Annotated in this window: 19 protein-coding genes; all 19 read left to right on the top strand. The window is 41.1% G+C overall.

All coding sequences use genetic code 11. The features are described from left to right. Positions 1 to 2 precede the first annotated feature (2 nt). The gene (locus tag ACGHIY_RS09015; protein ID WP_390525492.1) at positions 3 to 1,634 is read left to right on the top strand and encodes an ArnT family glycosyltransferase; all 1,632 of its coding nucleotides are present in this window, start codon (positions 3 to 5) and stop codon (positions 1,632 to 1,634) included. Positions 1,635 to 2,062: 428 nt separating this feature from the next. Beyond that, the gene (locus ACGHIY_RS09010; protein ID WP_287501218.1) at positions 2,063 to 3,016 is read left to right on the top strand and encodes an ABC transporter substrate-binding protein; all 954 of its coding nucleotides are present in this window, start codon (positions 2,063 to 2,065) and stop codon (positions 3,014 to 3,016) included. A 10-nt stretch (positions 3,017 to 3,026) separates the two neighbouring features. Beyond that, positions 3,027 to 3,779, top strand: a complete 753-nt coding sequence (locus ACGHIY_RS09005; RefSeq protein ID WP_287501219.1) for an ABC transporter permease — start codon at positions 3,027 to 3,029, stop codon at positions 3,777 to 3,779. Between the two features lie 11 nt (positions 3,780 to 3,790). Beyond that, entirely contained in the window at positions 3,791 to 4,564 is a 774-nt protein-coding gene (locus ACGHIY_RS09000; RefSeq protein ID WP_004698211.1) for an ABC transporter ATP-binding protein, read from the top strand. A gap of 413 nt (positions 4,565 to 4,977) precedes the next feature. Then, the gene (locus ACGHIY_RS08995; RefSeq protein ID WP_287501220.1) at positions 4,978 to 5,775 is read left to right on the top strand and encodes a uracil-DNA glycosylase; all 798 of its coding nucleotides are present in this window, start codon (positions 4,978 to 4,980) and stop codon (positions 5,773 to 5,775) included. A 12-nt stretch (positions 5,776 to 5,787) separates the two neighbouring features. Next, positions 5,788 to 6,864, top strand: coding sequence for a DUF805 domain-containing protein (locus tag ACGHIY_RS08990; protein ID WP_287501221.1), 1,077 nt, complete (start codon positions 5,788 to 5,790; stop codon positions 6,862 to 6,864). Positions 6,865 to 7,259: 395 nt separating this feature from the next. Next, complete coding sequence (locus ACGHIY_RS08985) at positions 7,260 to 9,422, top strand: ribonuclease J (RefSeq protein WP_390525491.1); 2,163 nt, start codon at positions 7,260 to 7,262, stop codon at positions 9,420 to 9,422. A gap of 160 nt (positions 9,423 to 9,582) precedes the next feature. Beyond that, the gene (locus tag ACGHIY_RS08980; RefSeq protein ID WP_156697312.1) at positions 9,583 to 10,698 is read left to right on the top strand and encodes an ImmA/IrrE family metallo-endopeptidase; all 1,116 of its coding nucleotides are present in this window, start codon (positions 9,583 to 9,585) and stop codon (positions 10,696 to 10,698) included. 11 nt (positions 10,699 to 10,709) lie between these two features. Continuing rightward, a complete protein-coding gene (locus ACGHIY_RS08975; RefSeq protein WP_101928550.1) occupies positions 10,710 to 11,189 on the top strand; it encodes a DUF4411 family protein in 480 nt (159 codons plus the stop codon). A gap of 177 nt (positions 11,190 to 11,366) precedes the next feature. Beyond that, positions 11,367 to 12,323: a DUF2232 domain-containing protein gene (locus ACGHIY_RS08970; RefSeq protein ID WP_021148697.1), complete on the top strand. Its 957-nt coding sequence runs from the start codon at positions 11,367 to 11,369 to the stop codon at positions 12,321 to 12,323. 19 nt (positions 12,324 to 12,342) lie between these two features. Next, positions 12,343 to 14,370, top strand: coding sequence for a DHH family phosphoesterase (locus ACGHIY_RS08965; protein ID WP_004698232.1), 2,028 nt, complete (start codon positions 12,343 to 12,345; stop codon positions 14,368 to 14,370). Then, entirely contained in the window at positions 14,367 to 14,813 is a 447-nt protein-coding gene (gene rplI / locus ACGHIY_RS08960; RefSeq protein ID WP_390525490.1) for a 50S ribosomal protein L9, read from the top strand. The genes ACGHIY_RS08965 and rplI overlap by 4 nt, the downstream gene beginning before the upstream one ends. A gap of 69 nt (positions 14,814 to 14,882) precedes the next feature. After that, positions 14,883 to 16,241 carry a replicative DNA helicase gene (gene dnaB, locus ACGHIY_RS08955; protein WP_008714774.1) on the top strand — a complete coding sequence of 453 codons (1,359 nt, stop codon included), beginning with the start codon at positions 14,883 to 14,885 and terminating at the stop codon, positions 16,239 to 16,241. Between the two features lie 210 nt (positions 16,242 to 16,451). After that, the gene (locus tag ACGHIY_RS08950; protein WP_227037275.1) at positions 16,452 to 16,871 is read left to right on the top strand and encodes a hypothetical protein; all 420 of its coding nucleotides are present in this window, start codon (positions 16,452 to 16,454) and stop codon (positions 16,869 to 16,871) included. A 221-nt stretch (positions 16,872 to 17,092) separates the two neighbouring features. After that, the gene (locus tag ACGHIY_RS08945) at positions 17,093 to 18,376 is read left to right on the top strand and encodes a DNA repair protein (RefSeq protein ID WP_390525489.1); all 1,284 of its coding nucleotides are present in this window, start codon (positions 17,093 to 17,095) and stop codon (positions 18,374 to 18,376) included. Between the two features lie 56 nt (positions 18,377 to 18,432). After that, positions 18,433 to 18,759 carry a YolD-like family protein gene (locus ACGHIY_RS08940; protein ID WP_012864895.1) on the top strand — a complete coding sequence of 109 codons (327 nt, stop codon included), beginning with the start codon at positions 18,433 to 18,435 and terminating at the stop codon, positions 18,757 to 18,759. Between the two features lie 173 nt (positions 18,760 to 18,932). Then, positions 18,933 to 20,465 carry a glycine betaine ABC transporter substrate-binding protein gene (locus tag ACGHIY_RS08935; protein WP_316073932.1) on the top strand — a complete coding sequence of 511 codons (1,533 nt, stop codon included), beginning with the start codon at positions 18,933 to 18,935 and terminating at the stop codon, positions 20,463 to 20,465. A gap of 255 nt (positions 20,466 to 20,720) precedes the next feature. After that, a complete protein-coding gene (locus ACGHIY_RS08930) occupies positions 20,721 to 22,850 on the top strand; it encodes a heavy metal translocating P-type ATPase (protein ID WP_008714779.1) in 2,130 nt (709 codons plus the stop codon). A gap of 445 nt (positions 22,851 to 23,295) precedes the next feature. After that, positions 23,296 to 24,249: a magnesium transporter CorA family protein gene (locus ACGHIY_RS08925; protein WP_390525488.1), complete on the top strand. Its 954-nt coding sequence runs from the start codon at positions 23,296 to 23,298 to the stop codon at positions 24,247 to 24,249. The last annotated feature ends 10 nt before the right edge of the window (positions 24,250 to 24,259 follow it).

The following is a 24,259-nucleotide window of genomic DNA, read 5'->3' as shown; positions in this document are numbered from 1 at the left end:
TTATGAAACTCTCTCGATTAACACCAGTCGTATTTATTGTGTGGCTAGTGTTTTATATGTTTGGCAATAATATGTTGCCTGTTACAGATCCCGTTGAATCTAATTATGCGTTAACGGCAAAGGAAATGGTTCTTTCTGGTGATTGGCTATCTCCGCAGATTTATGGTACTTATTGGTACGATAAACCAATCATGATTTATTGGCTCATTGCTCTTGGCTTTAAAGTCTTTGGAATTGCTGATTGGGTGGTGCGCCTACCGAGTGCTATTTTCGGTGCTTTGTCGGTGGCGACCATGTATCAATCTACGCGTACCATGAGCGGTAAGTGGGCGCTTGGTCTCATTGGGGCATCCGTTCTAGGCACATCTCTCATGTTCTGGACCGTAGCTCATGGCGTTATTACAGATATGGTGCTCCTTTATACGACATTGATGGTCATGATTTACTCCTACAAGGGTCTTGTGGAACAAAAACCATATGCCATGATTGTAGCTTATGTATTCGCTGCGTTAGGTGTGCTCACTAAAGGTCCGGTAGCCATTGTGTTGCCTGGTATGATTTTACTTGTTTTTGCAGGCATTAATCGTTCTTGGTCTATGGTGAAAGCTATCTTTGATTGGCGTGGCATTTTAGCTTTTTGTGTAGTTTGTTTGCCGTGGTATGTGTACATGTACAGTGTTCATGGTCAAGACTTTATCAATGGCTTCTTAGGGCTTCACAATGTGACTCGTGCTACTCAATCGGAACATCCGGAAGATAACGTATGGTGGTATTACCTCGCTATCTTCCTTGGCGCCTCTATGCCGTGGACAGGTGCTGTTATTTACGGCATAATCGATGGTTTCAAACAACGTCATACAGGGTTTATTTATAATATGACCTGGGGTGTTGGAATTGTGCTATTTTACACCTTGATGGCAACAAAATATCCTCTATATACCTTTGTTAGCTTGGTCCCTTTTAGTGCTATTGGTGCTTTGGGTGTTATGAAGCTTATTCGCAAAGGCAAATCTAGAGCCTTAAAATGGATTATTATGGGGCCCACATTGCTTTTGTGGATTGCTTATGTAACAGGTTCTTTCTTTGCACCATGGGGTTTTTATTGCTTGCTCTATGTCGTGGTTGCTATGGCAATATTGGCTATGTTCTATACATGGTATACGAAACGAGGATATCGTTTAGTTACAATTATTGTACTTGGTACGATGGTTATATCTTCTATAGTTGTTATGGAAGGCTTAGAGCCATTTGTTAAGCAGCGTAGTAATATTGATGTTGTTCCAGTAGTGGATTCCTATGAAGGGGATGTCTATTACTATAATGGCTATAGTACGGCTGTTGTGTATTATACGGGTCATAAGGTTATCAAAATTAATGGTGATGAAAGTCGCTGGGATGATCGAGATAAATTAAAAAAACGTAGTGCTGAATGGCAGAAGAAATATCTCATGGAACAAGTAAGTGAAGCGGAATTTAATAAGACTATTGAATCTGGTAAGCCGATTATGTTAATTGTTCCAAAAGGTGAAATTAAGCACTTCCGTCAATCCTCTATTTATCCACATGTATCTGAATTTAGTGAAGCAGGTACATCTGAAGTTTACGTATTAAATAAAAAGACTTTATTTAAATAATTGTGAAAAGTTAATACATATTAAAACAGGTAGTATCCAATGGATGCTACCTGTTTTTGTTAATTAGCGTCTTACTGGTTTTTATTAGTTGTTTGCTGTTTGTTATTAATTAGAATCTTGCGGCTTTATGTTATCTGAACGGTTTACTGGCGTTGATCCTTTACAGACTATTAGTTTGGTATTCTTATTTACATTCTTATTCAATTAAATATTATCCTATCTATATTGATACTTTTCGTAGCTAAGCAATAATACCTACAATATTGATGTGATTTATTGACATAATTAATACATATTGTTATAGTAGGTTATATTAAGTTTAAAAGACGAGGTGTTCTAAAGCCTTATTTCATCTAAGGTTTAGAAAAATGCGAAAAGTGACATGAGTCAGAAACGCCCCTTGTTGTGAGGTAGAAAGAGGGGACATTATGAAGAAAACTTGGTATCTAATCATTGCTATCGTGCTGTTGATAGTAAGTGGGTTGGCGTATGGTTATCATGAATACAGTAAACCAAAGACCGCCCAAGAATTAAAAACTGTACGCGTAGCGTATTTGCCGATTACTCATGCGCTACCCGTATTTGCTACGAAGGAACTGGAGACAGCAGATGGTCCAGTCCATGTAGAGCTTGTTAAATATGGTTCCTGGCCGGAACTTATGGATGCGCTCAATACCGGTAAAGTAGACGCTGCAGCCGTTCTCGTTGAACTCGGAGTAAAGGCTCGTGAACAGGGAATTGATGTGCGCGCAGCGGCATTAGGCCATACGGAAGGCAACATTATCGTTGTAAATAACGACATTAATTCTGTACAGGATTTGAAAGGCAAATCCTTTGCTATCCCTCATAAGCAATCTACACAAAAGATTCTCGTAGACCTTATGCTTGAACGGGCAGGCCTTAGTGAGAAGGATGTACAGATAGTGGAGATGAGTCCTCCTGAAATGCCGTCCGCATTGTCGGTCGGTCAAATCGCTGGGTATAGTGTGGCTGAGCCTTTCGGTTCTCTTGCCATAGAAATGGGCGCCGGGAAGGTCTTTGAAGACCCTGATCACTTATGGCATGACAATATCTGCTGCGCCCTCGTGTTCAACGGTCAATTTGTCGATGAACACCACGACTTGGCGAAGGCTTTCACAAAAGCCTATCTCGATGCAGGTACATATTTAGATGAGCATCCGAAGGCGCAAAAGGAGATTGCCTTGAAATATATGAAATTTAAGGATCCTGTTATCGAGCGTTCCTTGCAAGTAATTGGTTTTGGAGATTTGGCCCTCACCGAGGATCGTTATAATGCGCTCGTGCATCACATGACTCATGTCGATTTGATTAAAAAGGTGCCGAGTTATTCGGAGTTTGTAGATACATCGCTATTGCCATAGGGGGTAGACCATGAAAAAATACACATATGTGCCGGGCGCGTTCATCGCGGTCTGGCTGATTTGGGAGCTGGTTGTCCGCATCGGCGGATTTAACGAAGCCTTGTTGCCGACGCCGTACAAGGTGCTGCTCGGCTTCGGGGAACTCATCGGGGACGGCGTATTGTTCAAGGATATTGCGGACAGTTTGGTGCGCTTTTTCATCGGCTATATCATTTCCGTCGTAGCCGGTGTGTTTTTAGGCCTTATTTTAGGTTGGTATAAGGGCATTTGGAATTATATTAATCCTATCGTTCAGGTGATTCGTCCTATTTCACCGGTAGCATGGTTGCCGTTTATCGTTCTGTTTTTCGGTATCGGTCAAGCGCCTGCTATCGTTATCATCTTTATCGCGGCGTTTTTCCCGGTTCTATTGTCCACGGTGTCCGCGATTCAGAATATCGATCCCGTATACATCAAGGTGGCTCGAAATTTTGGTATCAAGCAGCCGGAGTTGTTATTTAAAATTGTATTGCCCGCGGTGTTTCCTGGTATTGCATCAGGACTTCACATCGCGCTTGGTACGGCGTGGATATTCCTGGTGACGGGGGAAATGGTAGGTTCCCAGACGGGGCTCGGATTCCTCATCATCGATATGCGGAACAATTTGCGCAACGACCTTTTGATGGTGGCGATTCTGACGATTGGCTTTGTGGGACTTTTACTCGATTGGGGCGTATCCCTCATCGAAAAATGGATTTATAGACGTTGGGGCATTGAGGAATAGGAGGTGGACGCATGGGTTACATTTCGGTGCGCAATGCACACAAGGAATTTATGAAAGATGGAGAACCGCTCACCATCCTTGAGAATATTAATTTGGACATTGAACGAGGTGAATTTATTTGTCTCTTAGGTCCATCTGGATCCGGTAAAAGTACGCTTTTAAATGCTATGGCAGGCTTTGAGCTCGTTACCTCGGGTTCTATTACCATTGATGGCGCAGAGGTGAAAGCACCTCAATTGCGGTATGTAACGGTTTTTCAGAATTACGGACTGTTACCGTGGCGAACGGTGGAAAGCAATATTGAACTGGGTCTTGAAAGCAAGAATGTACCAAAGGAAGAGCGACCTGCTATCATCGATAAATACGTGAAAATGGTGGGGCTTGACCATGCTCGGAACCGCTATCCGGCGGAGTTGTCCGGCGGGATGCAGCAACGTGTTTCCATTGCGCGGGCGCTGGCGGTCGATCCGGATATTATCTTCATGGACGAGCCGCTAGGGGCCCTCGACGCGTTGACACGCATTAATTTACAGGACGAAATCTCCCGCATCTGCCGTGAAGAGGGTAAAACGGTCGTATTTGTTACGCATGATATCGAAGAGGCGGTGGTCCTTGCAGACCGCGTCGTAGTGCTCGCCGCTAATCCGGGACGGGTGCAAACGATCATCCCCGTCAATCTCATCGATAGGACGGACAGGACCTCGGCGTCCTTCGTCAATATTCGAAATCATATATTTGAACAATTCCAGCTCGCCAAAGAAGACAAAATCGAGTTTTATATATAAATGTGATATTGTATATATTGATAGCAATAGAAGTCCAACAAAAACTGTAGTTTCAAAGTTAGTAGAATCGTCCGTTACCATCAAGGCTGTTATATGAGGCCTGTTGTTTTGATGGTAGAGAATCTTAAGTCGCTTTGAAATTACAGTTTTTTATATTCCGTTGTATGTGGATATTTTGAATATTAATTTTGCATCAAACTTTCAGAAATAGGTGCTATTATAAATATAGTAACAGCAACATTTTATGTAGTGCGTGATTATCAGATATAGTATCACATATTATGATTGGCTATCGTAATATATGGATTGTATTATGGGCTTTAGTGTATAAATACAGTATATAAAGGATTGATAATCATGATATATAGCATTATTTATTATATGGTTCGGTAGTATAAATTGGAGGAGAGCCTATGTCCTTATTTGCATCAGAGAAAGAAAAAAAGATGTCTTTTGATGAATATATGGCCTCGTTTGATATGAATCAGATTGCAAAAGTACAGCAGTTTGTAGACTGGCTCGGTCAATATAGAGGAGAGCTTGTTCACAATCCATGGGGTGAGGTGAATCCTGATCTTGAAATTGTTCGACCTGACTTTGATGCGGCTCAGGTGCGTCGTAACAATTTGATGGCGTATTTGCTGCCGCGGTTGGGACGCTCCAAAATTTTTGTGGTGGCGGAGGCTGTCGGATATCAAGGTGGGCGCTTTTCGGGCATTGCCATTACCTGTGAGCGCATGTTGCTGGATAAGCATAAAACGATTCGGGCGCATCAGATAACGCCTGTTACATTACAAAGAACCAGCTCTCCTGTGAGCCCTATGCTGAAACGGACCCAACAGGAACAGGGGTTCAACGAGCCTACGGATACGGTAGTATGGAGTGCTATCATCGAACAGGAAATTGATCCGTACGATGCGTTGCTGTGGAATATATTCCCCTTTCACCCTCACAAGGCGGGAGAACCGCTCACTAATCGGACGCCGACCGAGTCGGAGCAGCAGCTGGGTTGGGAATATACAAAAAGACTGTTGGCATTGCACACCGAATTAGGTGGATCGAAGCCTCTCGTGCTCGCTGTCGGTCAAAAATCGGCGGACACGATGGGGCGATTCGGCCTTTCAGCCATCGGTCTTAGACATCCGGCTAACGGTGGGGCTAATTTATACCGTGAAGGTTTTGCTGAAGCCGTAGAGAGAGTTTTGAAATAGAAGGTATTACATATGAAACGATATTGTGAATCCTGCCGTCAGTATTGTGACGAGGCTGCCATGTTCTGTCCGCATTGCGGGCAGTATACGACTGCGGTGGAGGTTGAGAGAATCGCACCGGAAGGGGATATTATCTATCCGCTGGCGCATTATCAGTTGAGTTACAAGGATACATTTCTCTATGTGGTGGGCCGCAAATTTACGAATTCAGATGGACGTGCGTCCAGAGGGGAATTTTTGCGGTTCTTTTTGATGTGGATTTTAGTTATCGCTGGAATTCTGGCCCTTTCTTATGGGCTTACGGTGGTGCTTCATACAGGTATTTATTTAATCCTGTTGGCATGGATGTTACTGACAATCATCGGTCTTGTCTCGCTGATTCCGTTGGGCTCTCTATGTATCCGTCGCCTTCATGATGCCGGTAAAAGCAGTGACCATCTGTTTTTAATCTTAATTCCTTTCATCGGACCGATTATTCTATTTGTTCTACTGTGTAAGAAAGGCGAACCGAAGGCTAATCAATATGGTGAGGCGTTGAGGAACATCATTATCGATAAACGGTTGGCATCTATTATGAAAGTATCGCCTACGAGCAGCGCTTTCACTACTCGAATTCTCGTTACATTGCTGGTGAGTGCTATCTGGGTATGCAGCGTTTCGTCTCGTTATATGGGACCGGAAAATGAACTGGATCCGGGCGGATGGTTTACGAATATCATCGTCGGTCAAGGCAGTGATGAAGCTGCACGGGATGCGATACACGATTATTTTGATGCCGTCAATGAAAAGAACTATGATAAGGCCTTCACCTATGTTATCAATCAGGCTAAGACGAATCCCGTAGAAAAGCAGAAATGGACGGAGTCTATGAAGTCGGCGCTGAAGGTGGTTGTGGGGTCCTTAGGCACGAGTCGTATCAGTCGTATAAACGGCATGAAACGCATCATTTACGAAGCGGATCTGCAAATCACTAAACCCGGAGATGGTGCGGTTGAGGCTGCGCACATGACACGCTACATATCTCTCGTCGAAGAAAATAGAGAATGGCATATTGAAGGGTTTTATAAAAGTATGCCAGATGATAAATAATGAAATGCTTTGGGGCGGTTCAATTTGAGCCGCCCTTTTAAGTAGTAGTAAAATTTTATGTTACTTTTAATGAATCAAGCGTAGAACTCTTTTGTTTATGTTGTTTTTATGTTATAATGAGCACAACGTATGAAAGTGAGGCTTTCATCAAAACAGATCGGACTATATTGCACTGCGTATCGGATTGAGATAAAAACAGAGGTCTCTTGCGGTTGAAGCATCTGATAGTGCACTATACTCATTTGCTACGGCAAATGGCACACAAACTAGGAGCGGCAAAATTTGATAGCGCATTTTTGCGCCCATTTGACGAGACGCTAGTATAATAGCGCCTTTTTCTTTGTGTGACATTTCCTCGTGGCATAGATCAATTCAAGTGATAGGTGAGAAAAACTATGTTAAATAAATTAATGAACAAAATTTTAGGAGGAACTGTGAATACAACAGATAATCAGGTTACTGCGCAAGTGAAAGCAGAACCGACAGTAGCAAAAGACGCTACTCTTACAGCTGCGACTGAAGGCGAGCAAAAACAAACGCGTCGCCGTACAAATACACGCCGCCCTGCTGGCGAAGGTCGTACGCGCCAACAAACAGCTGGTGAAGGTGCAACACGCCAACGCCGTTCTACAAATACTCGTACAAGTGCGAATAGTGGCCGTACTAATACGACTCGCCGTACAAATACACGCCGCAATGCGGAACAAGGTGAAGGTCAAGAACGCAAAACTCGCCAAACTCGAGCACCGCGTGGTGAAAATACACGTAATACGCGTACTAATAATGGTCGCAATGGTCAAAATGGTCAGAACCGCAATAATAACCGCCCAAATAACCGTTCTACAGGTTGGAATAATCAAGAGGAACAAGTGGAATTAGTTGGTCGTACGCCAAATGGCGCCAACAAGGGCAAATTCCAAATCATCCCACTAGGTGGTCTTGGTGAAATTGGTAAAAATATGACTATCTTCCAATATGAGGACGAAATCATCGTTCTTGATTCAGGGCTTGCATTCCCTAGTGAAGATATGCTTGGCGTAGATATCGTTATTCCTGATATGAGCTATATCATCGAGAATAAGGATCGCGTGAAAGCTGTCGTAATTACTCATGGTCACGAGGACCATATCGGCTCCTTGGCGTACCTAATGAAAGAAATCAGCTGCCCAGTATATGCAACAAATCTCGTTTGTGGCTTAATTGAAGGCAAGTTTAAAGAACATAAGGTATCTCCAAAATGTCTTCGTACGATTGCTGCCGGCGATGAAGTTCAAATTGGTCAAGTGACTGTTGGTTTTATCCAAACAAATCACTCCATTCCTGACTCCTGCGCTGTATACTTTAATACACCAATCGGAACAATTCTTCATACAGGGGACTTTAAAATTGACCAAACCCCTGTTGATGGCCGTTTGATGGATATGCACAAATTTGCTGAGCTAGGTAACAAAGGCGTATTAGCGCTCTTGTCGGATTCTACAAATGTAGAAAAACCAGGTACTACCGGCTCTGAAAGTTCCGTAGGCCCTGCGATTAAACAAGCTGTTGGAGAAGCAAAAGGCCGCGTTGTTTTGGCAACATTTGCATCCAACGTATCCCGTATCCAACAAGCTATTGATGCGGCGGTTATGTTCAACCGTAAGGTTGTAGTTATGGGCCGTAGCATGGTCAATGTTACAGAAATTGCCCAAGAGCGCGGATACTTGAATATTCCACCAAATACAATCATCGACGTTGATGTAATGCACAACTACACAGATGACCAAATCATGATCTTAACGACTGGTTCTCAAGGTGAACCGATGGCAGGCTTGTCCCGTATGGCAACAAGCAACCATCGCACTGTAGAATTGGCACCGAATGATACTGTTATCATTTCTGCTACACCAATTCCAGGCAACGAAGGTGCTGTAGGTAGAACTATCGATAACTTGCTTCGTTTAGGTTGTAATGTGGTATACGGTAAAGACCGTGGTATTCACGTATCTGGTCATGCGAGCCAAGAAGAGCTTAAAACAATGCTTAACCTTGTTCGTCCGGAATACTTTATCCCAGTTCATGGTGAGTATCGCATGTTGCGCCGTCATGGTGAACTTGGTGTGGCCATGGGCGTAGATCCTAAGAAAGTCCTTATCGGTGATAATGGTCAAATCTTTGAATTCGATAAAGATGGTGGTCGCAAAGGTGGCCGCGTACAAGCTGGCGCTATCTTCGTTGATGGCCTTGGTGTTGGTGACGTAGGTAATATCGTTATCCGTGACCGTCAACAATTGGCACAAGAAGGTATGGTTATCGTCGTTATGGCGATGGATAAAGCTTCCGGTACTATCGTAGCTGGTCCAGACCTCGTATCTCGTGGTTTCGTATATGTTCGTGACGCAGAAGAACTCATGCTTGCTGCGGAGCGCCGTGTAGAACAAGTTCTTGAAGATTGCGAAATGCAACGCATCAAAGACTGGACAACCATTAAGCAAAACGTACGTGACGCATTGGGTAAATTCTTCTATGATAAAACTCGTCGTCGCCCTATGATCTTGCCAATTATTCAAGACGTATAGATATAATTAAGACAAGCAGTTGTTAAAATATTTATTTAACAACTGCTTGTTTTTCATTGGTATATGATTGTAAAATTAATGTAATCAAAGTAGGAATTTTATAATAAGTAGCGAATATTATTTAGTAGAAGAGTAATAAAGGGGAAAGGGAGGTGAGGGTATGTCCGGACGGTTTCCGGTGAGTGGAGCTATTTTAAACTGGTTACCTAAATATAGTGGTAAAGGTTATGAAGCTTTTTATAAGCGGTTTCCAAAGTATGGAGAGTGGATTGCCGGCAGTGTGCATCCGACAATTTGCCAAATACAGGCATTAGCTACTTTTTCCAATGTACCGTTAGGGTATATTTATTTAAAGAATCCTCCACAGTTATCGGATAAAGAGATTACTGATTTTAGAAGACTAAATGGTGAAATCCCTGATAGGCCATATAGTCCTGAGTTAAGAGATACTATTTATGATATGCAGATTCGCCAAGATTGGTTGAGTCAATATCGAAAGCTTAATTTAGGAATAGATGCGTTATCTTATGTAGGGGGTTTTTCTAAACACATGGATAGCAGAAGTCTTGTGCATCAAGCTTATTCGTTATTAAATATAGAGGCTGGTTGGCAAATAGGTATAGCAGATCCGTTTACATATATACGTGAACGCATCGAGGCTATCGGTGTTACTGTATTTGTTAACGGTATTGTGGGCTCTAACACTAGACGTAAATTATCTGTCGATGAGTTTAGAGGGTTTACATTAATTGATTCTTATGCACCTGTTATTTTTATCAATGGAGCTGATTCGAATCATGGGAGGCTGTTTACGATTATTCATGAGTTTTGTCATATATTATTAGGTGAGGAAGGCGTTACTGATAGCTCTTCTGAGCCGTATTGTAACAGCTTTGCAGGTGAATTTCTTGTGCCGGAATCTCGATTTATTCCAGTGTGGAATGAACATTTGGAGGATTATGAGACCGTAGCTAAGCGTTTTAAGGTGAGTGAATATGTTATCTATCGTATAGCATTAGAGCATGGATATATTACTCGAATTCAATATCATAGACTAGTGGAACGTTTTAATCAGCGATTACAAAGCTTACCTGAACGAGAGACAAGAGGTGGTGGGGATTTTTATGTCACTGCTCACGCTCGGTTGGGTGAAAGTTTTAGTCGTACTGTTGTCAAAGCTGCTCGAGCAGGTGAATTGGCGTATCGAGATGCGTATGAGTTGTTAGGCTTACGTGGTAGTACTTTTACAAAATATGTGAATGAGTATAGTTTTTAGGAGAAAAAACTATGTATGTTCTTGATAGTAATACCTTTATAGATGCAAAGAACCGCTATTATGGGTTTGATATTGTTCCATCGTTCTGGAATGAGTTGATATCTCGCAGTAGAGGTAATATTTTAACTATTGATCACATTAAAAATGAAATTATGAGCGGTAATGATGAGTTATCTACTTGGTTTAACACTCATTATTTGACATTTACTGAAGCGACAAATGATGATGAGATACAAAATTCATATGTAGATATCGCTGAATATGTGATGTCAAATCAACAATATAAGGATGCAGAAAAACATCGCTTTTTGGCTAAAGCGGATCCTTGGCTTATAGCTTATGCGAGTGTCCGCAGAGGTGTGGTTGTAACCCACGAAACCTTAGCGGGACCAAGCACTACGAAAGTCAAAATACCGGATATATGTGAGCATTTTGATGTTTCATATGTGAATGTATTTGAAATGATGCGTCAATTACATATGGTAATATGAGATGAGGAGCTACTTTAGGTGGCTCCCTATTTTTCGTTATTTATATGTATTGCCAGTACTATAAATAGCACCACTATCGCAATTGTCTACTATATGGGGTATTTGAAGTTACCCTTTTAAACTGTTATAATTAAAAGATACCAATTAATATATCTTCTTATGTAAGAATGGTGATTTATGAATAAAACAAATACAAGAGCGATGGTAGAAACTGCGTTTGTTAGTGCTATAGGTGTTATGCTAGGTGCTATCAGTGTATATGTGCCTGGTTTCGCTTTTTTAGCATTTTTGGTTACGCCTGCAGCGATTGGAATAATTGGAACAAAATGGGGCCGCAAGTATAGTATATCGGCAGCCGTTATTACTACATTTTTGTCAGTAGTGTTATTCGGACCATGGAATGGATTGGCCGTAGGGTTATTTTCTGTTGTAGGCGTAGGGGTTGGAGAAGGCAATCGTCTTTCGTTGGGAACGATTAAACGGTTACTACTTCCTAGTATTGCCATGTTTATTGCTGTATTAGTTAGCCTAATTTCACAAGTATATATATCTGGTATTGACTTATCAATGATAGATACTCAAATAACTGAACAAGCTCGTACATTAGCAGAACAGGCGTTACAAACAAATCCTAATATGACACAAGAGCAAGCGGATTTATTCTTAGAAAGAATGAATAAGCTTACTGCTTCTTTGAAGGATATGTTTTTTGTAGCTGTGGCAATAGCCGCAGTAGCATATAGTTATGTAACAATTCAGATATCTATATGGTTAGGCAAGCGATTACATATTTCCATACCTCGATTTTTACCGATTGAAGAATGGAAGATGCCTATTTGGAGTGCTGGTTTATATGCACTTGGTATCATTGGGATTTATGGCGCTCCACATATTAATATGGAGTCTTCATGGATTACAACTATTAGTAATAATTTAGTTCTTCTTGGTAGTTCTATGTGTTCTGTTCATGGCTTTGCTGCTTTAGCAGATTTAATGAGTAGTTATCGCATGAGTAATAAATTGAAGTGGATATTACTTGGTGTATATGCCTTCTTCTTTGGACAAGCACTAGCGATATTTGGTGTTATAGATATGTTTTTAGATTTACGGACACGTTACAAAGCGCGTCAATAGTAATAGAAAGGAGGCCGTTATGAAATCCTTTCAACGGAGATGGAAAGGTTTAGAAATTACCATTGTTGCCGTTCTCGTATTATTGCTATTATTGTTGGCCTATTTAAATTGGGCTATTGCAATTTTAGCATTAATCATTGTAGTAGCGGCGTATTTGGTTAATTATAATACCCTTCATAACCGGCGTCGTTTAGCAAGAGAACAGTTTAGTGCGATGATGAAAAACGTCACACAAGCTTCTAATTTTGCTTTACAAAATTTGCCAATGGGGATTGTTCTTGTTAATAAGCAAGGCACATTGGTGTGGAATAATAGTGTTTTCGCTGACTGGGTTAAGGTGGATTGGAATAAGCTCCAAAAAATGTCTGCTTTGTTGCCTGGTTTCCGTATCGATAAAATCTGGGGTAAGTCCGGATATATGACGGAAAAATATGAAAATCGATACTTCCAAATTATTTATAAATTTATCGATCCTCGGGATACGCGATCAGATATTGATAGTGAAGATGAACTTGCGGAACATGCAGTGATGGCATTGTACTTTAAGGACATTACTGACCTAGAAAAGGCCCGTATTAAAGCGGAAGAGGGACAGCCTGTATGGGGCATGATTCAGATTGATAATCTCGAAGAATTGACAAAAGGTCTTAGTGATCGTGAGTATACTAGTATTTGGACAGATATAAATAATATCATCATGGATGAAATTGACCGCTACGAAGGTTTTATTCGTAACTTCCAAGATGATATGTATACCTTTGCCATTTCTCGTGGTGCGCTTCATGAGATGGAGGAAGACGGGTTTAAAGTGCTCGAACGAATCCGTAAAGTACCTTCTCCGCGTCAAGTACCAGCTACGATTTCTATTGGTATTAGTGAAAATGTAGGTTCTGTGAAAGATGTATCTGGCCGTGCTCGTGCAGCCTTAGATATTGCATTAGGTCGCGGTGGTGACCAAGTGTGTATTATGGATGGTGAAAGTACGCGCTTCTTTGGCGGTAATACGGCAGGCGTTGAGAAGAATACGCGCGTTCGTGCTCGTGTTGTATCTCAAGCGATACATGAGCTTATGATTGATTCTGATAAGATCCTTATCATGGGGCATCAGCGCGAAGACTATGATGCCTTAGGTGGCATTATCGGTGTAGCAGCCATTGCTCGAGCACTTGGTAAAGACGTGCGCATTGCGCTTTCAAAAGAAACTAGCGCCATCGATAAAATGGTGAATGTTCTTAACGAGTCAGAGTTCTGGAAAGAGAATATTATTACTGCAGAAGCTGCAAGAGTATGGGTAGATGCGAATACGCTCACTGTCGTGTGTGATACGCATCGTCAGGAAATGGTGGCGGCTCAAGAGGCGCTTGAAATTTCTGAACGACGCATCGTTATCGACCATCACCGTCGTGCAGCGGACTTTGTAGAAAATCCATTACTTACCTATTTGGAACCATCTGCATCGTCTACATCTGAGCTCGTAACAGAGCTTGTACAATATGCAGGTGTTCCTGTGAAACTTTCAAAAGCGGAAGCTACAGGCATTTATGCAGGTATCGTATTAGATACGAAGAACTTTGTTCAACAAACTGGTGCGCGTACCTTTGAGGCTGCAGCATTTTTGCGCCGTGCAGGAGCGGATATCGACAGAGTTAAACAATTGTTTATTGAAACTTTCGATTCTATCCAATTGCGTGCTAAAATGGTATTTGAAGCAAGTCGTACTGAAGGGATTGCTATTTCCGTAGCGCCTGAAGGTTTGAAGGATATGATGGCGTTGGCTGCACAAAGTGCGGACATGCTCATTAGTAATGAAGATATTGAAGCAGCTTTTGTACTATATTCCCTAAATGATGGCGGTATCGGCGTCAGCGCTCGATCCAAAGGCAAGGTGAACGTACAAGTTGTAATGGAAGCCTTGGGTGGTGGCGGTCATAGAACTGTGGCTGGTGCTCAATTACAAGGTATGACCATAGAGGAAGCGAAGCAGGCCATTTTGGAGCATGCTCTTGATGCGCTTCATTCCGTAGAACAAGAGGAGGAACAACAATGAAAGTAGTATTGTTAGAAGACGTTAAAAAAGTTGGTAAAAAGGGCGAAATCGTTGAAGTTAGCGACGCATATGGTCGTAATGTATTGATCAAAAAAGGCCTCGGCCTTGAAGGTACAGCAACTAACGTAAATAATGCGAAACAAAAACAAGAATCCATTGCTCATAATAAAGCCGTTGCAAATGACGAAGCTAAGATCTTGGCAACTCAATTGACTAAGGTTGAAGTAACTGTAAAAGTTCGTATGGGCGAAGAAGGCCGTGTATTCGGATCCGTTACTGCTAAAGATATTTCCGATGCTGCTAAAGCTCAATACAAAGTAGATATCGATAAAAAGAAAATCGAAATTAAAGAACCATTGAAAACATTGGGCGTACATGACGTATTAGTTCGTGTTCATCCTGAAATTACAAGTACTATCAAGGTTAATGTAGTAGCCGAATAATAGTATTCACCATGCTCTTTGAGTATGGTGAATTCTTTTATCCATAGTGGTTGTGTGAAGGGGATTATCATGGATGTACGCATTCCACCGCATAATCTAGATGCGGAAAAGGCCGTTTTGGGGGCTTTATTAACTAATGGATCCAATATGGGTGCCGTTGTAGATACGGTGACGAGTATTCTTAAATCTGAAGATTTTTACCGAGATGCACATCGTATTATTTACGATGCTATTCTAGAAATCGTGCATGCCAATAAGACGGCTGACTTTATCACAGTTGGTGAAGAACTAGACCGTCGTAAGCGCCTTGATGCAGTAGGTGGTCTTGCTTATATTACATCTCTTGCGAATGAATCGGTTTCCTACAATGTAGAGGAACATGCGAAAATCATCAGCGAGAAAGCTCAGTTGCGCCGCCTCATCGATGCAGGGAATAAAATCGTAGGCATGACGTATGCTGGCGAAGATGAGCCGACGGCAATCCTCAATAAGGCAGAGCAAATGGTGCTAGACGTAAGCGGTCAAACTCAGTCTGAATCCTCCTTTGCAGCTATTGGTGAAGTGGTTTTATCTAATCTAGATAAACTTAATGCACTGCAACAGCATGATGGTGCTATTACAGGTGTGCCAACAGGCTTTAAAGATGTGGACCATATTTTCAACGGCTTACAAAAATCTGACCTCATCCTCGTAGCGGCTCGTCCTGCGATGGGGAAAACAGCTTTCACCTTGAACATCGCTCAAAACGTAACGATGTTGTACGACAAGACGGTGGCGTTCTTTTCCCTGGAAATGGGCAAGGAACAGCTCGTTGGTCGTATTTTGTCCTCCGTGGCAGGTGTGAGCTCTGAAAAATTGCGCCGTGCGAACATGGATCCTGCTGACTGGGAAAAGGTTATTGCCGCAGCGGATCGCATGAGTAAATCCAAGCTCTTTATCGATGATACGCCGGGTCTTACCGTACAAGATATGCGCTCTAAATTGCGCCGTCTCAAGGTGGAACATGGCCTCGATCTCGTTATCGTCGATTATATTCAGTTGATGCAAGGTCGAAATGCTGGTAAGGGCAGTGAAAATCGTCAACAAGAGGTGTCCGAAATCTCTCGTAATCTTAAACTGATTGCTCGTGAATTTAACGTACCGGTTATCGCTTTGTCTCAGTTATCTCGTAGTGTTGAAAGCAGACCAGATAAACGGCCTGTACTTTCGGACCTTCGTGAATCTGGTTCCCTCGAGCAAGATGCGGATATCGTTATCTTCTTGTACCGCGATAAATATTACGATGAAAACTCCGAAAAAGGGGACAATGCAGAAGTCCTTATTCGTAAACATCGTAATGGCTCCATCGGTACCGTAGAACTCCAATTCGTTGGAGAATTAACACAATTTAGAGACGTAGAATTCCGAGACTTAGGGCCGGAACAATAATGAAAACTATCGTGGGGGTGCCCTATATTGATGGGGCCCCATAACACAGCTACATTTTAATTAAAAAGAAAGGACTATACTTCTTTGCTCCTCGTGACCTGATGTCGCTGCATAAGTATAGTCCTTTCTTTTTATCACTGTAGATATGAAGGTGTCCCATCAATATAGTGGCACTCGATAGTTTTCGTTGTATTGTTGGGAGAGGAGCGTATGATGGTTAGAGGTACTGAGTTTTTTGTGTTTTACTTCTTTTGTGTGGCTCTTGGGTTAATAATTAGTGGGTTGTATTTAATTATCAAACGATTTTTATTACGTCACAATGGAACTCCAGTAACGATTGTGTCTATACTTCCACGAGTTACAAAGGAAATACCATTTAGAGTGATTGGTGCGGATAGATATATTTATGGTTATGATATTAAGTATATTTTGAATGGTGAAACTCATACTGCTGAGAGTGTAGAGTTTTATATTCCTTTTGCACCAACCAGTGGACCTATGGTTCAATTTAGTCCGACAGGTGTGCTTGCAAAAAATGGAGAAGTAAGTATAGATAATGTGACGATAACTATTGAGTATGGCGCTGTTTCAATTGTATTAGGGGGATTAGTGTTATTAAGTTTGTTTTGATAGAAATAAATTAGCTATCTTTAATAGTCTGTTAAACATATGGCATCTAACATTAGATTATATATCTAGAGTTAGGTGCTTTTATTTTCTATAAATTTACTAGCATAAAAACAAACATATGTTTGAAAATACTTTGTTTTTTTGTTATACTAGTCATACAAATTCTTGTGTTCTTAATTTTTGTAAAAGCTACTTGTTTAGCGGTTTAGGGAGGTGTTTGTATGGGTTCAGCTGATACGGATCGGCTGTATATGTGTATTGATTTGAAGTGTTTTTACGCGTCTGTAGAATGCGCCGATTTAGGACTGGATCCGTTTATGACGCCTCTGGTGGTGGCCGATGGTTCTCGTGGCAAGGGGGCTATTACGTTGGCTATTTCTCCTGCCTTAAAAAAGTTAGGTGTTAAAAATCGCAGCCGATTATTTCAGATTCCACCGCATATTGAGTATTTGACGGTGAAGCCACATATGAAGCGGTATATGCAGGTATCTGCTGAGATTTATGGAACCTTGCTCAAGTATGTGGCGCCCGAAGATGTACATGTGTACTCTATCGACGAGTATTTCATCGATATCACGCCTTATTTGCCATTATATAAAAAGACGCCTCGTCAGTTGGCGCAGATGTTGCTTGATGCGGTGCTAGCGGCAACGAAGATTTATGCCACCGTTGGGATTGGAACGAATTTGTTTCTCGCCAAGATTGCCCTCGATATTTTGGCGAAACATGCACCTGATTTTATAGGTTATCTTGATGAAAGCCTTTTTAAAGAGAAAATTTGGTATCATCAGCCCTTGACCGATATATGGCAGATTGGTAAGGGCATAGCTAATCGTTTGCATAAGTATGGTGCTTATGATTTACATGGTATTACCATGATTCCAGAAGCGAAGTTGTACAAGGAGTTTGGCATTAATGCAGAGCTCATCATTGACCATGCTTGGGGCCGTGAGCCTTGTACGATTGCGGATATCCATGCGTATCGCCCCATTAAGCACTCTATCTCGCACAGTCAGATTTTGTTGCGCAATTATACCTATGAAGAGGCATGCGTGCCTATGCGTGAAATGGTAGAGTCCTTGGTGTTAGAGCTTTTACAAATTAAAGGGGTTACAAATCATATCTATGTTCATATCGGCTATGCTAATGAAATGATGCGCTCTACAGGAGGTTCTAAAAAGCTTAAGCAGTATACAGATTCTCTACAGACCTTGACGACGGCGGTTATTAAATTATACGAGCAGCATTGCCATAAGAATGAGCTCATACGGCGTATAGGGGTCAGCTTTGAGGATTTAGTCAATCGATCCGCCATACCTCAAGAGGTGGACCTATTTAGCACTCTTACTACAAATGAAGAGGAAAAAGAGCGACAGGTACAAGAGGCTATGCTATCCATTAAGGAACAGTTTGGTAAGAATTCTATATTGCGTGCCTCTAGCTTGCAGGAGGAAGGAACTATGCGATTTAGAAATACCTTGGTAGGCGGGCATAACGGGGAATAAATAGTGTAATGGATATATTGGGAATAGATTAGTCGCATAAGGGGAGGTATACATTAATGAAACATCGTATGTCTCGTTTACAACGGGCAAAACAATTTATGCCCTTTGCGGCATTGAGGGGCTTTGAAGCATTATTAACTGCTGTAGCAAGGCCAAAAGAAGATCGGGCAGAGTTGTCAGAGGATCAAATAGATGAGTTAAATACAGTTTTACAATCTGTACGTTGTGGGGAATGGGTACGAATTGTTTATTACAACAAACAAAAATATACGGAGCTTATAGGCGTTGTTGATATGATTAGTGAGCAATTACAAATTCTCTCTGTACAAGGGACTGTTATTCCTTTCAGATATATTAAAGAGCTGAACTTGTATGATATATAAATATAAATGATGGCTTTTACTGTGTATGGTAAATAGACTAGAGTTAAGAAATAATTAGGTATACAATAGTATCATGGGTAAATATAGCTTGATAAAGATTTCTTGCATTTTATTGACTCTAATATGCCTATATAATTTTTCGTGTTTCTTGACTTAGAAAGGCGGTGTATGTAATGCATGATGTCATATCATTACTTATAAATCGCTATGATTTTTTCCTCCAGCTATTATGGGAGCATATAGAAATTTCAGTATTAGCTTCTGTTGTTGCGATCATTATCGGCGGATTGTTGGGTGTTCTTATATACGAATATAAAAGGCTAGCTGCGCCAGTTATGGTAATGGTCAATTTCCTATATACGATTCCTTCTATATCGATGTTAGGTCTCTTATTGTATGTATCCGGTGTTGGTAATACGACCGCTATTATTGCATTGGTTATATATGCTTTATTACCGATGGTACGAAATACATTTACTGGTCTTAACCAGATTGATAAAGCCATGTGTGAAGCGGGAATTGCGTTGGGACTCACGCGGATTCAACGCTTGTGGAATATAGAGATTCCTTTGGCTATGCCGACCATTATGGCTGGTATACGGACCATGCTCGTTATGACCATTGCCTTAACGGGTATTGCATCCTTTATTGGTGCTGGTGGTTTAGGTGTGGCGATTTATAGGGGGATTACAACAAATCAAAGTGCTTTGACTATTGCAGGTAGTCTACTGATTGCCCTATTAGCCATTACGGTTGATGCGCTATTTTCTCTAGGTGAAAGAGTAACGCGTATTAGCCCTCATATGAAGCGTTATACGATTATATTTGTTTCGATTATGACGCTAATTGCAATGGGTATAGGTGGCTGGGCTATGTATTGCCGTCATGTGAAGACCGATGTTATTCATATTGCAACGAAACCTATGACGGAACAGCTTATTTTGGGGAATATTTTAAAAGAATTAATCGAGAAGCAGACTGATTTAACTGTAGAGGTTACAGAAGGTGTAGGTGGTGGTACATCAAATATTCAACCAGCTATGCTTTCTGGCCAATTTGATATATATCCTGAATATACTGGTACGGCTTGGTCTGCTGTGCTGAAACGTACAGATGCGTATGATGAAAGCCTATTTAATGAGCTTTCACAGGCCTACAAAGAGAAATATAATTTTGAGTGGGTCGGCATGTACGGCTTTAATAATACCTATGGCATAGGGGTGCGTAATGAAATCGCTCAGAGTTATGGCGTAAAAACATATTCCGATCTTGCTCGTATAGCACCATCCCTAACATTAGGAGGGGAATATGATTTCTTTGGCCGTGAGGATGGCTATGCTGGATTACAACGTGTGTATGGCATGAGCTTTAAAGCTACTAAAGATATGGATATAGGACTAAAATATACGGCTATTAGTCGTGGTGAGGTGGATGCAATGCCGATATTTACAACTGATGGACAATTAAGTATGGCGCCAATTACGGTGTTACAAGATGATAAACATTTATATCCATCCTATATGGCTGGTAATGTGGTGCGTAGTGAAGTGTTAATCGCTCATCCCGAACTGCGGCCTGTATTAGAAAGTTTAAATCATACGATTACAGATCAAGAGATGGCAAAGATGAATTATGCCGTTGAAACGGAACATCAATTACCAGCTGATGTAGCACATCAATTCTTGGTAAAACGAAACTTGATATAAACTGAATATAGTTAGATCTAAAGTAAATAAAATTTGATATATAGTGAATATAATTTTGTATTGACATTTAATCTCCTTTAATGTAATATAAACATATGAACAGATATTCATATAAATAAAAATATCTGATGAATAATGTTTAGGAACATATATAACAAGATATGAAACAAGATATGTCTAATAAGTATTAGAAATAGACAATAAATTAACTTATAATACAGGATAGAAACTTTCACTATTATCAAAGGAGATATCATGGAAGAAACATTATTGTTGAAGGATTTGAACTGTCCGAACTGCGCAGCAAAAATTGAAGATCGTATCCGTAAAATGGATGTTGTAGAGACTGCCAATTTTACACTTGCTACACATCAATTAAAATTAACCGGCTCTTGGGAAGACCGCGAAGCTCTTAAACGTGACATTCAAGACATTTGTGATGCCATCGAAGAGGGCGTTACAGTAGCTGATTATGAACGTAAATCTAAAGCGACTATGGATGACCATGGTCATGATCACGACCACGGTAGTGATGCTGTAACAATTGCAGTCATCGTAGCAGGCTTGTTATTCATGCTTTATGAAGTTTTGTCATCCTTTGTCCCATCCATCAGCTTGCCAGAGAGTATTGAGACTCCAATTTACTATATTGCCTATATCTTACTTGCGTTCCCAGTATTGCGTATCGCAGGTCGTAATATCTTAAAAGGTCAAGTATTTGATGAGAACTTCTTGATGTCTATCGCTACATTGGGCGCCATTGCAATCGACGCATTGCCTGAAGCAGTAGGCGTTATCTTGTTTTACCGTATTGGTGAGTTCTTCGAAGAAAAAGCAACTGATCGTAGTCGTACAGAAATCATGAACGCTGTCGATATGCGTCCTCAAGAGGTGCGCGTTGTAGATACAGACTGCGGTGGTGAAATCGTAGTTATGGCTCCTGAAAAGGTTGAAGTAGGCTGGACTATCGAAGTTCGTCCTGGCGATTTAATTCCTCTAGACGGCACAGTGCTTGAAGGTGAAACACGCGTTAATACAGCACCTGTAACAGGTGAACCTGTACCTGTTCGCGCCGTACCTGGCACTCAACTTATGTCTGGTTGTATCAACGAATCTGGTCGCATTACAATGCGTGTAGATAAGGTTCTTGAAGAATCCATGGTTACTAAAATTCTTGATGCCGTGGAAAATGCAGCATCCTCTAAACCTAAAATCGACCGTTTCATTACTCGTTTTGCTCGCGTATACACACCAATCGTTGTAGCTTTTGCATTGGCTGTAGCTATCATCCCATCCCTTATTACTGGTGAATGGCATAAATGGATCTACACAGCCTTAACATTCCTCGTTATTTCTTGCCCATGTGCATTGGTGCTTAGCGTGCCACTTGCATTCTTCTCCGGTATCGGCAATGCGTCTAAACACGGTATCTTATTAAAAGGTGGTCGAGTTATCGAGGCGTTGGCTAATGTGAAAGCAGTAGCTCTTGATAAAACTGGTACTATCACATCTGGTGAGTTCAAAGTTCACAGCGTAGAAACTGTAGGCTCTCATGTAAGTTCCAGTCAATTGTTATCCATGGCGGCAGCTATCGAAGCCGTTTCTACACATCCAATCGCAACAAGCATCGTGTCTGAAGCAAAAGATCAAGGCCTTACAGTGGAACCTTCTGATTTCGTTCAAGAGTTAGCTGGTGAAGGTATGGTAGGTATGGCAGATGGTCAACAAGTACTTATTGGTAACCGTCGTCTTATGGAACGCTATAATGTGCAAGGCTATCCAACAGAAGCTGCTGAATATGGCACAGAAGTTCTTGTCGCAGAAGGGAATACATACTTAGGTCGTATCATCATCGCCGATGAAGCTCGCCCAGACTCTGCTGAAGCGATTGCTAATCTTAATGGTCAAGATATTAAAACTGTTATGCTTACAGGTGATGCTGAAGCAAGTGCAAATTACATTGCTAAAGAAACTGGCGTAAGTGCTGTACGTGCTCAGTTGTTGCCTCAAGATAAATTGTCTGTTGTACAAGATATTCGCTCTGAATATGGTCCAACTATGTTCGTAGGGGATGGCATCAACGATGCTCCAGTACTTGCAGGTGCTGATGTAGGTGGCGCGATGGGTAGTGGTGCTGATGCGGCTATCGAGGCGGCAGATGTTGTGTTCATGCGTCCATCTTTGACTGCCATTGCACATATCCTAGACTTGTCCAAAGCAACATTGCGTGTTGCTTGGCAAAATGTAGTATTCGCTATTGCCGTTAAAATTCTTATCATGGCGCTAGGCCTTATGGGCTATGCATCCATGTGGTGGGCGGTATTCGGTGATACTGGCGTATCCATTCTTTGTATTTTGAACTCTATTCGTATCTTGCGCCGTTAATTTGGTGAAAGTAATCTTATAGATTAATGCAGAAATATAACAAATGACATGATTCTGATTTGACAGAGTAGGATAAAACAAATAACCTCTATATTAGCGATAAGCTAGTATAGAGGTTATTTTTATAAGATTTAACCTAATGATATATTGCTGATTATTTGTTTGCATACTTACTCACTGTAAGTTTTAGTGGTTTAATCTTTTGGTGGATTTTTTAGTTTAGCAGCTTTATTAATCTATGTGCTCGCTAGATTTTTTGGTAGATTTGATAAAAGGATGTTTTGAGATGCTTTTAACATATACAATTGTGCATTGTTAATAGACATAAAGTGGTTTATGTATATACTACATAAACAAAACTTTCACAATTGAATTGAATAATAGCTATAAAATAGTATATAATTTATTAGATGATTACTATATGTTCGTTGGAAGGAGGGATAGCATGATCACGGTGTACAAACACATAGAAGAAGAGTTAGTTTCAGACTGCACTGTATCAGATGCCACAAAAGGTTCTTGGGTAAATTTGGTGAACCCAGACCCCGATGAGTTGTCCCTCATCAATATTTTGACGGAAATTCCAACGGACGTTTTAAAGACCGCCCTCGATATGGAAGAACGTTCTCACGTGGAATTAGAGGATAATTATATTTTCGTGGTTATCAACATTCCTGCGATTCGCGGCAATGATATGTACGATACGGTGCCGCTCGGTATCTTTTTGACGCCTGACTTCTTTATTACTGTATGTCTTGAAGAGTCCGAAGTGTTATATCCGTTCATTTCAAATCAACTGTCTACATTCTATACATATAAAAAGACGCGGTTCTTGTTCCAAATCTTGTACCGTACAGCTACATTGTTTTTACGTTACTTGCAACAAATTAACCGCCGTACCGACGATATTGAAGTTCAGTTGCGTCATACGACGAAGAATAAAGACTTCTTCCAACTATTGGAATTGCAGAAATCCATGACATACTTTACCTCTGCGTTGCGTACGAATGGAACTGTTATGGAACGCCTATTGCGCTTGCGTGGTCACAGCACTTATAGACATTTGCTCAAGATGTACGAAGAGGATGAGGACCTACTAGAGGACGTTATCATCGAGAATAAACAGGCCATCGAGATGGTTGAAATGTATTCCAATATCTTGATGAACATGATGAACGCCTTCACATCTATCATCTCTAACAACCTCAATATGGTTATGAAAATGTTGGCAACCCTAACTATTACAATGGCGGTGCCAACCATCATATTTAGCTTGTGGGGGACAAACGTGCACTTGCCGTTCCAAGATGATCCAGACGGTTTTGTGAAAGTTGTTGTTATTTCTGTTATTTGCTCTGCCGGTGCTATCTTTGGTATGTGGAAAAAAGACTTGTTCTAATGGTGATGAA

The organism is Veillonella parvula (genome assembly GCF_042850485.1).
Taxonomy (GTDB): Bacteria; Bacillota; Negativicutes; order Veillonellales; family Veillonellaceae; genus Veillonella; species Veillonella parvula_Q.
This window is presented reverse-complemented; position numbering and strand designations above follow the sequence as displayed.

Bases quoted from the DNA above. Each gene is read 5' to 3' on its own strand.
- ACGHIY_RS08975 (WP_101928550.1), top strand. From the start codon at position 10,710: ATGTATGTTCTTGATAGTAATACCTTTATAGATGCAAAGAACCGCTAT.
- ACGHIY_RS08980 (WP_156697312.1), top strand. From the start codon at position 9,583: ATGTCCGGACGGTTTCCGGTGAGTGGAGCTATTTTAAACTGGTTACCT.
- ACGHIY_RS09010 (WP_287501218.1), top strand. From the start codon at position 2,063: ATGAAGAAAACTTGGTATCTAATCATTGCTATCGTGCTGTTGATAGTA.
- rplI (WP_390525490.1), top strand. From the start codon at position 14,367: ATGAAAGTAGTATTGTTAGAAGACGTTAAAAAAGTTGGTAAAAAGGGC.
- ACGHIY_RS08990 (WP_287501221.1), top strand. From the start codon at position 5,788: ATGAAACGATATTGTGAATCCTGCCGTCAGTATTGTGACGAGGCTGCC.
- ACGHIY_RS08970 (WP_021148697.1), top strand. From the start codon at position 11,367: ATGAATAAAACAAATACAAGAGCGATGGTAGAAACTGCGTTTGTTAGT.
- ACGHIY_RS08945 (WP_390525489.1), top strand. From the start codon at position 17,093: ATGGGTTCAGCTGATACGGATCGGCTGTATATGTGTATTGATTTGAAG.
- ACGHIY_RS09000 (WP_004698211.1), top strand. From the start codon at position 3,791: ATGGGTTACATTTCGGTGCGCAATGCACACAAGGAATTTATGAAAGAT.
- dnaB (WP_008714774.1), top strand. From the start codon at position 14,883: ATGGATGTACGCATTCCACCGCATAATCTAGATGCGGAAAAGGCCGTT.
- ACGHIY_RS08925 (WP_390525488.1), top strand. From the start codon at position 23,296: ATGATCACGGTGTACAAACACATAGAAGAAGAGTTAGTTTCAGACTGC.
- ACGHIY_RS08930 (WP_008714779.1), top strand. From the start codon at position 20,721: ATGGAAGAAACATTATTGTTGAAGGATTTGAACTGTCCGAACTGCGCA.
- ACGHIY_RS08995 (WP_287501220.1), top strand. From the start codon at position 4,978: ATGTCCTTATTTGCATCAGAGAAAGAAAAAAAGATGTCTTTTGATGAA.
- ACGHIY_RS08935 (WP_316073932.1), top strand. From the start codon at position 18,933: ATGCATGATGTCATATCATTACTTATAAATCGCTATGATTTTTTCCTC.
- ACGHIY_RS08940 (WP_012864895.1), top strand. From the start codon at position 18,433: ATGAAACATCGTATGTCTCGTTTACAACGGGCAAAACAATTTATGCCC.
- ACGHIY_RS09015 (WP_390525492.1), top strand. From the start codon at position 3: ATGAAACTCTCTCGATTAACACCAGTCGTATTTATTGTGTGGCTAGTG.
- ACGHIY_RS08965 (WP_004698232.1), top strand. From the start codon at position 12,343: ATGAAATCCTTTCAACGGAGATGGAAAGGTTTAGAAATTACCATTGTT.
- ACGHIY_RS09005 (WP_287501219.1), top strand. From the start codon at position 3,027: ATGAAAAAATACACATATGTGCCGGGCGCGTTCATCGCGGTCTGGCTG.
- ACGHIY_RS08950 (WP_227037275.1), top strand. From the start codon at position 16,452: ATGATGGTTAGAGGTACTGAGTTTTTTGTGTTTTACTTCTTTTGTGTG.
- ACGHIY_RS08985 (WP_390525491.1), top strand. From the start codon at position 7,260: ATGTTAAATAAATTAATGAACAAAATTTTAGGAGGAACTGTGAATACA.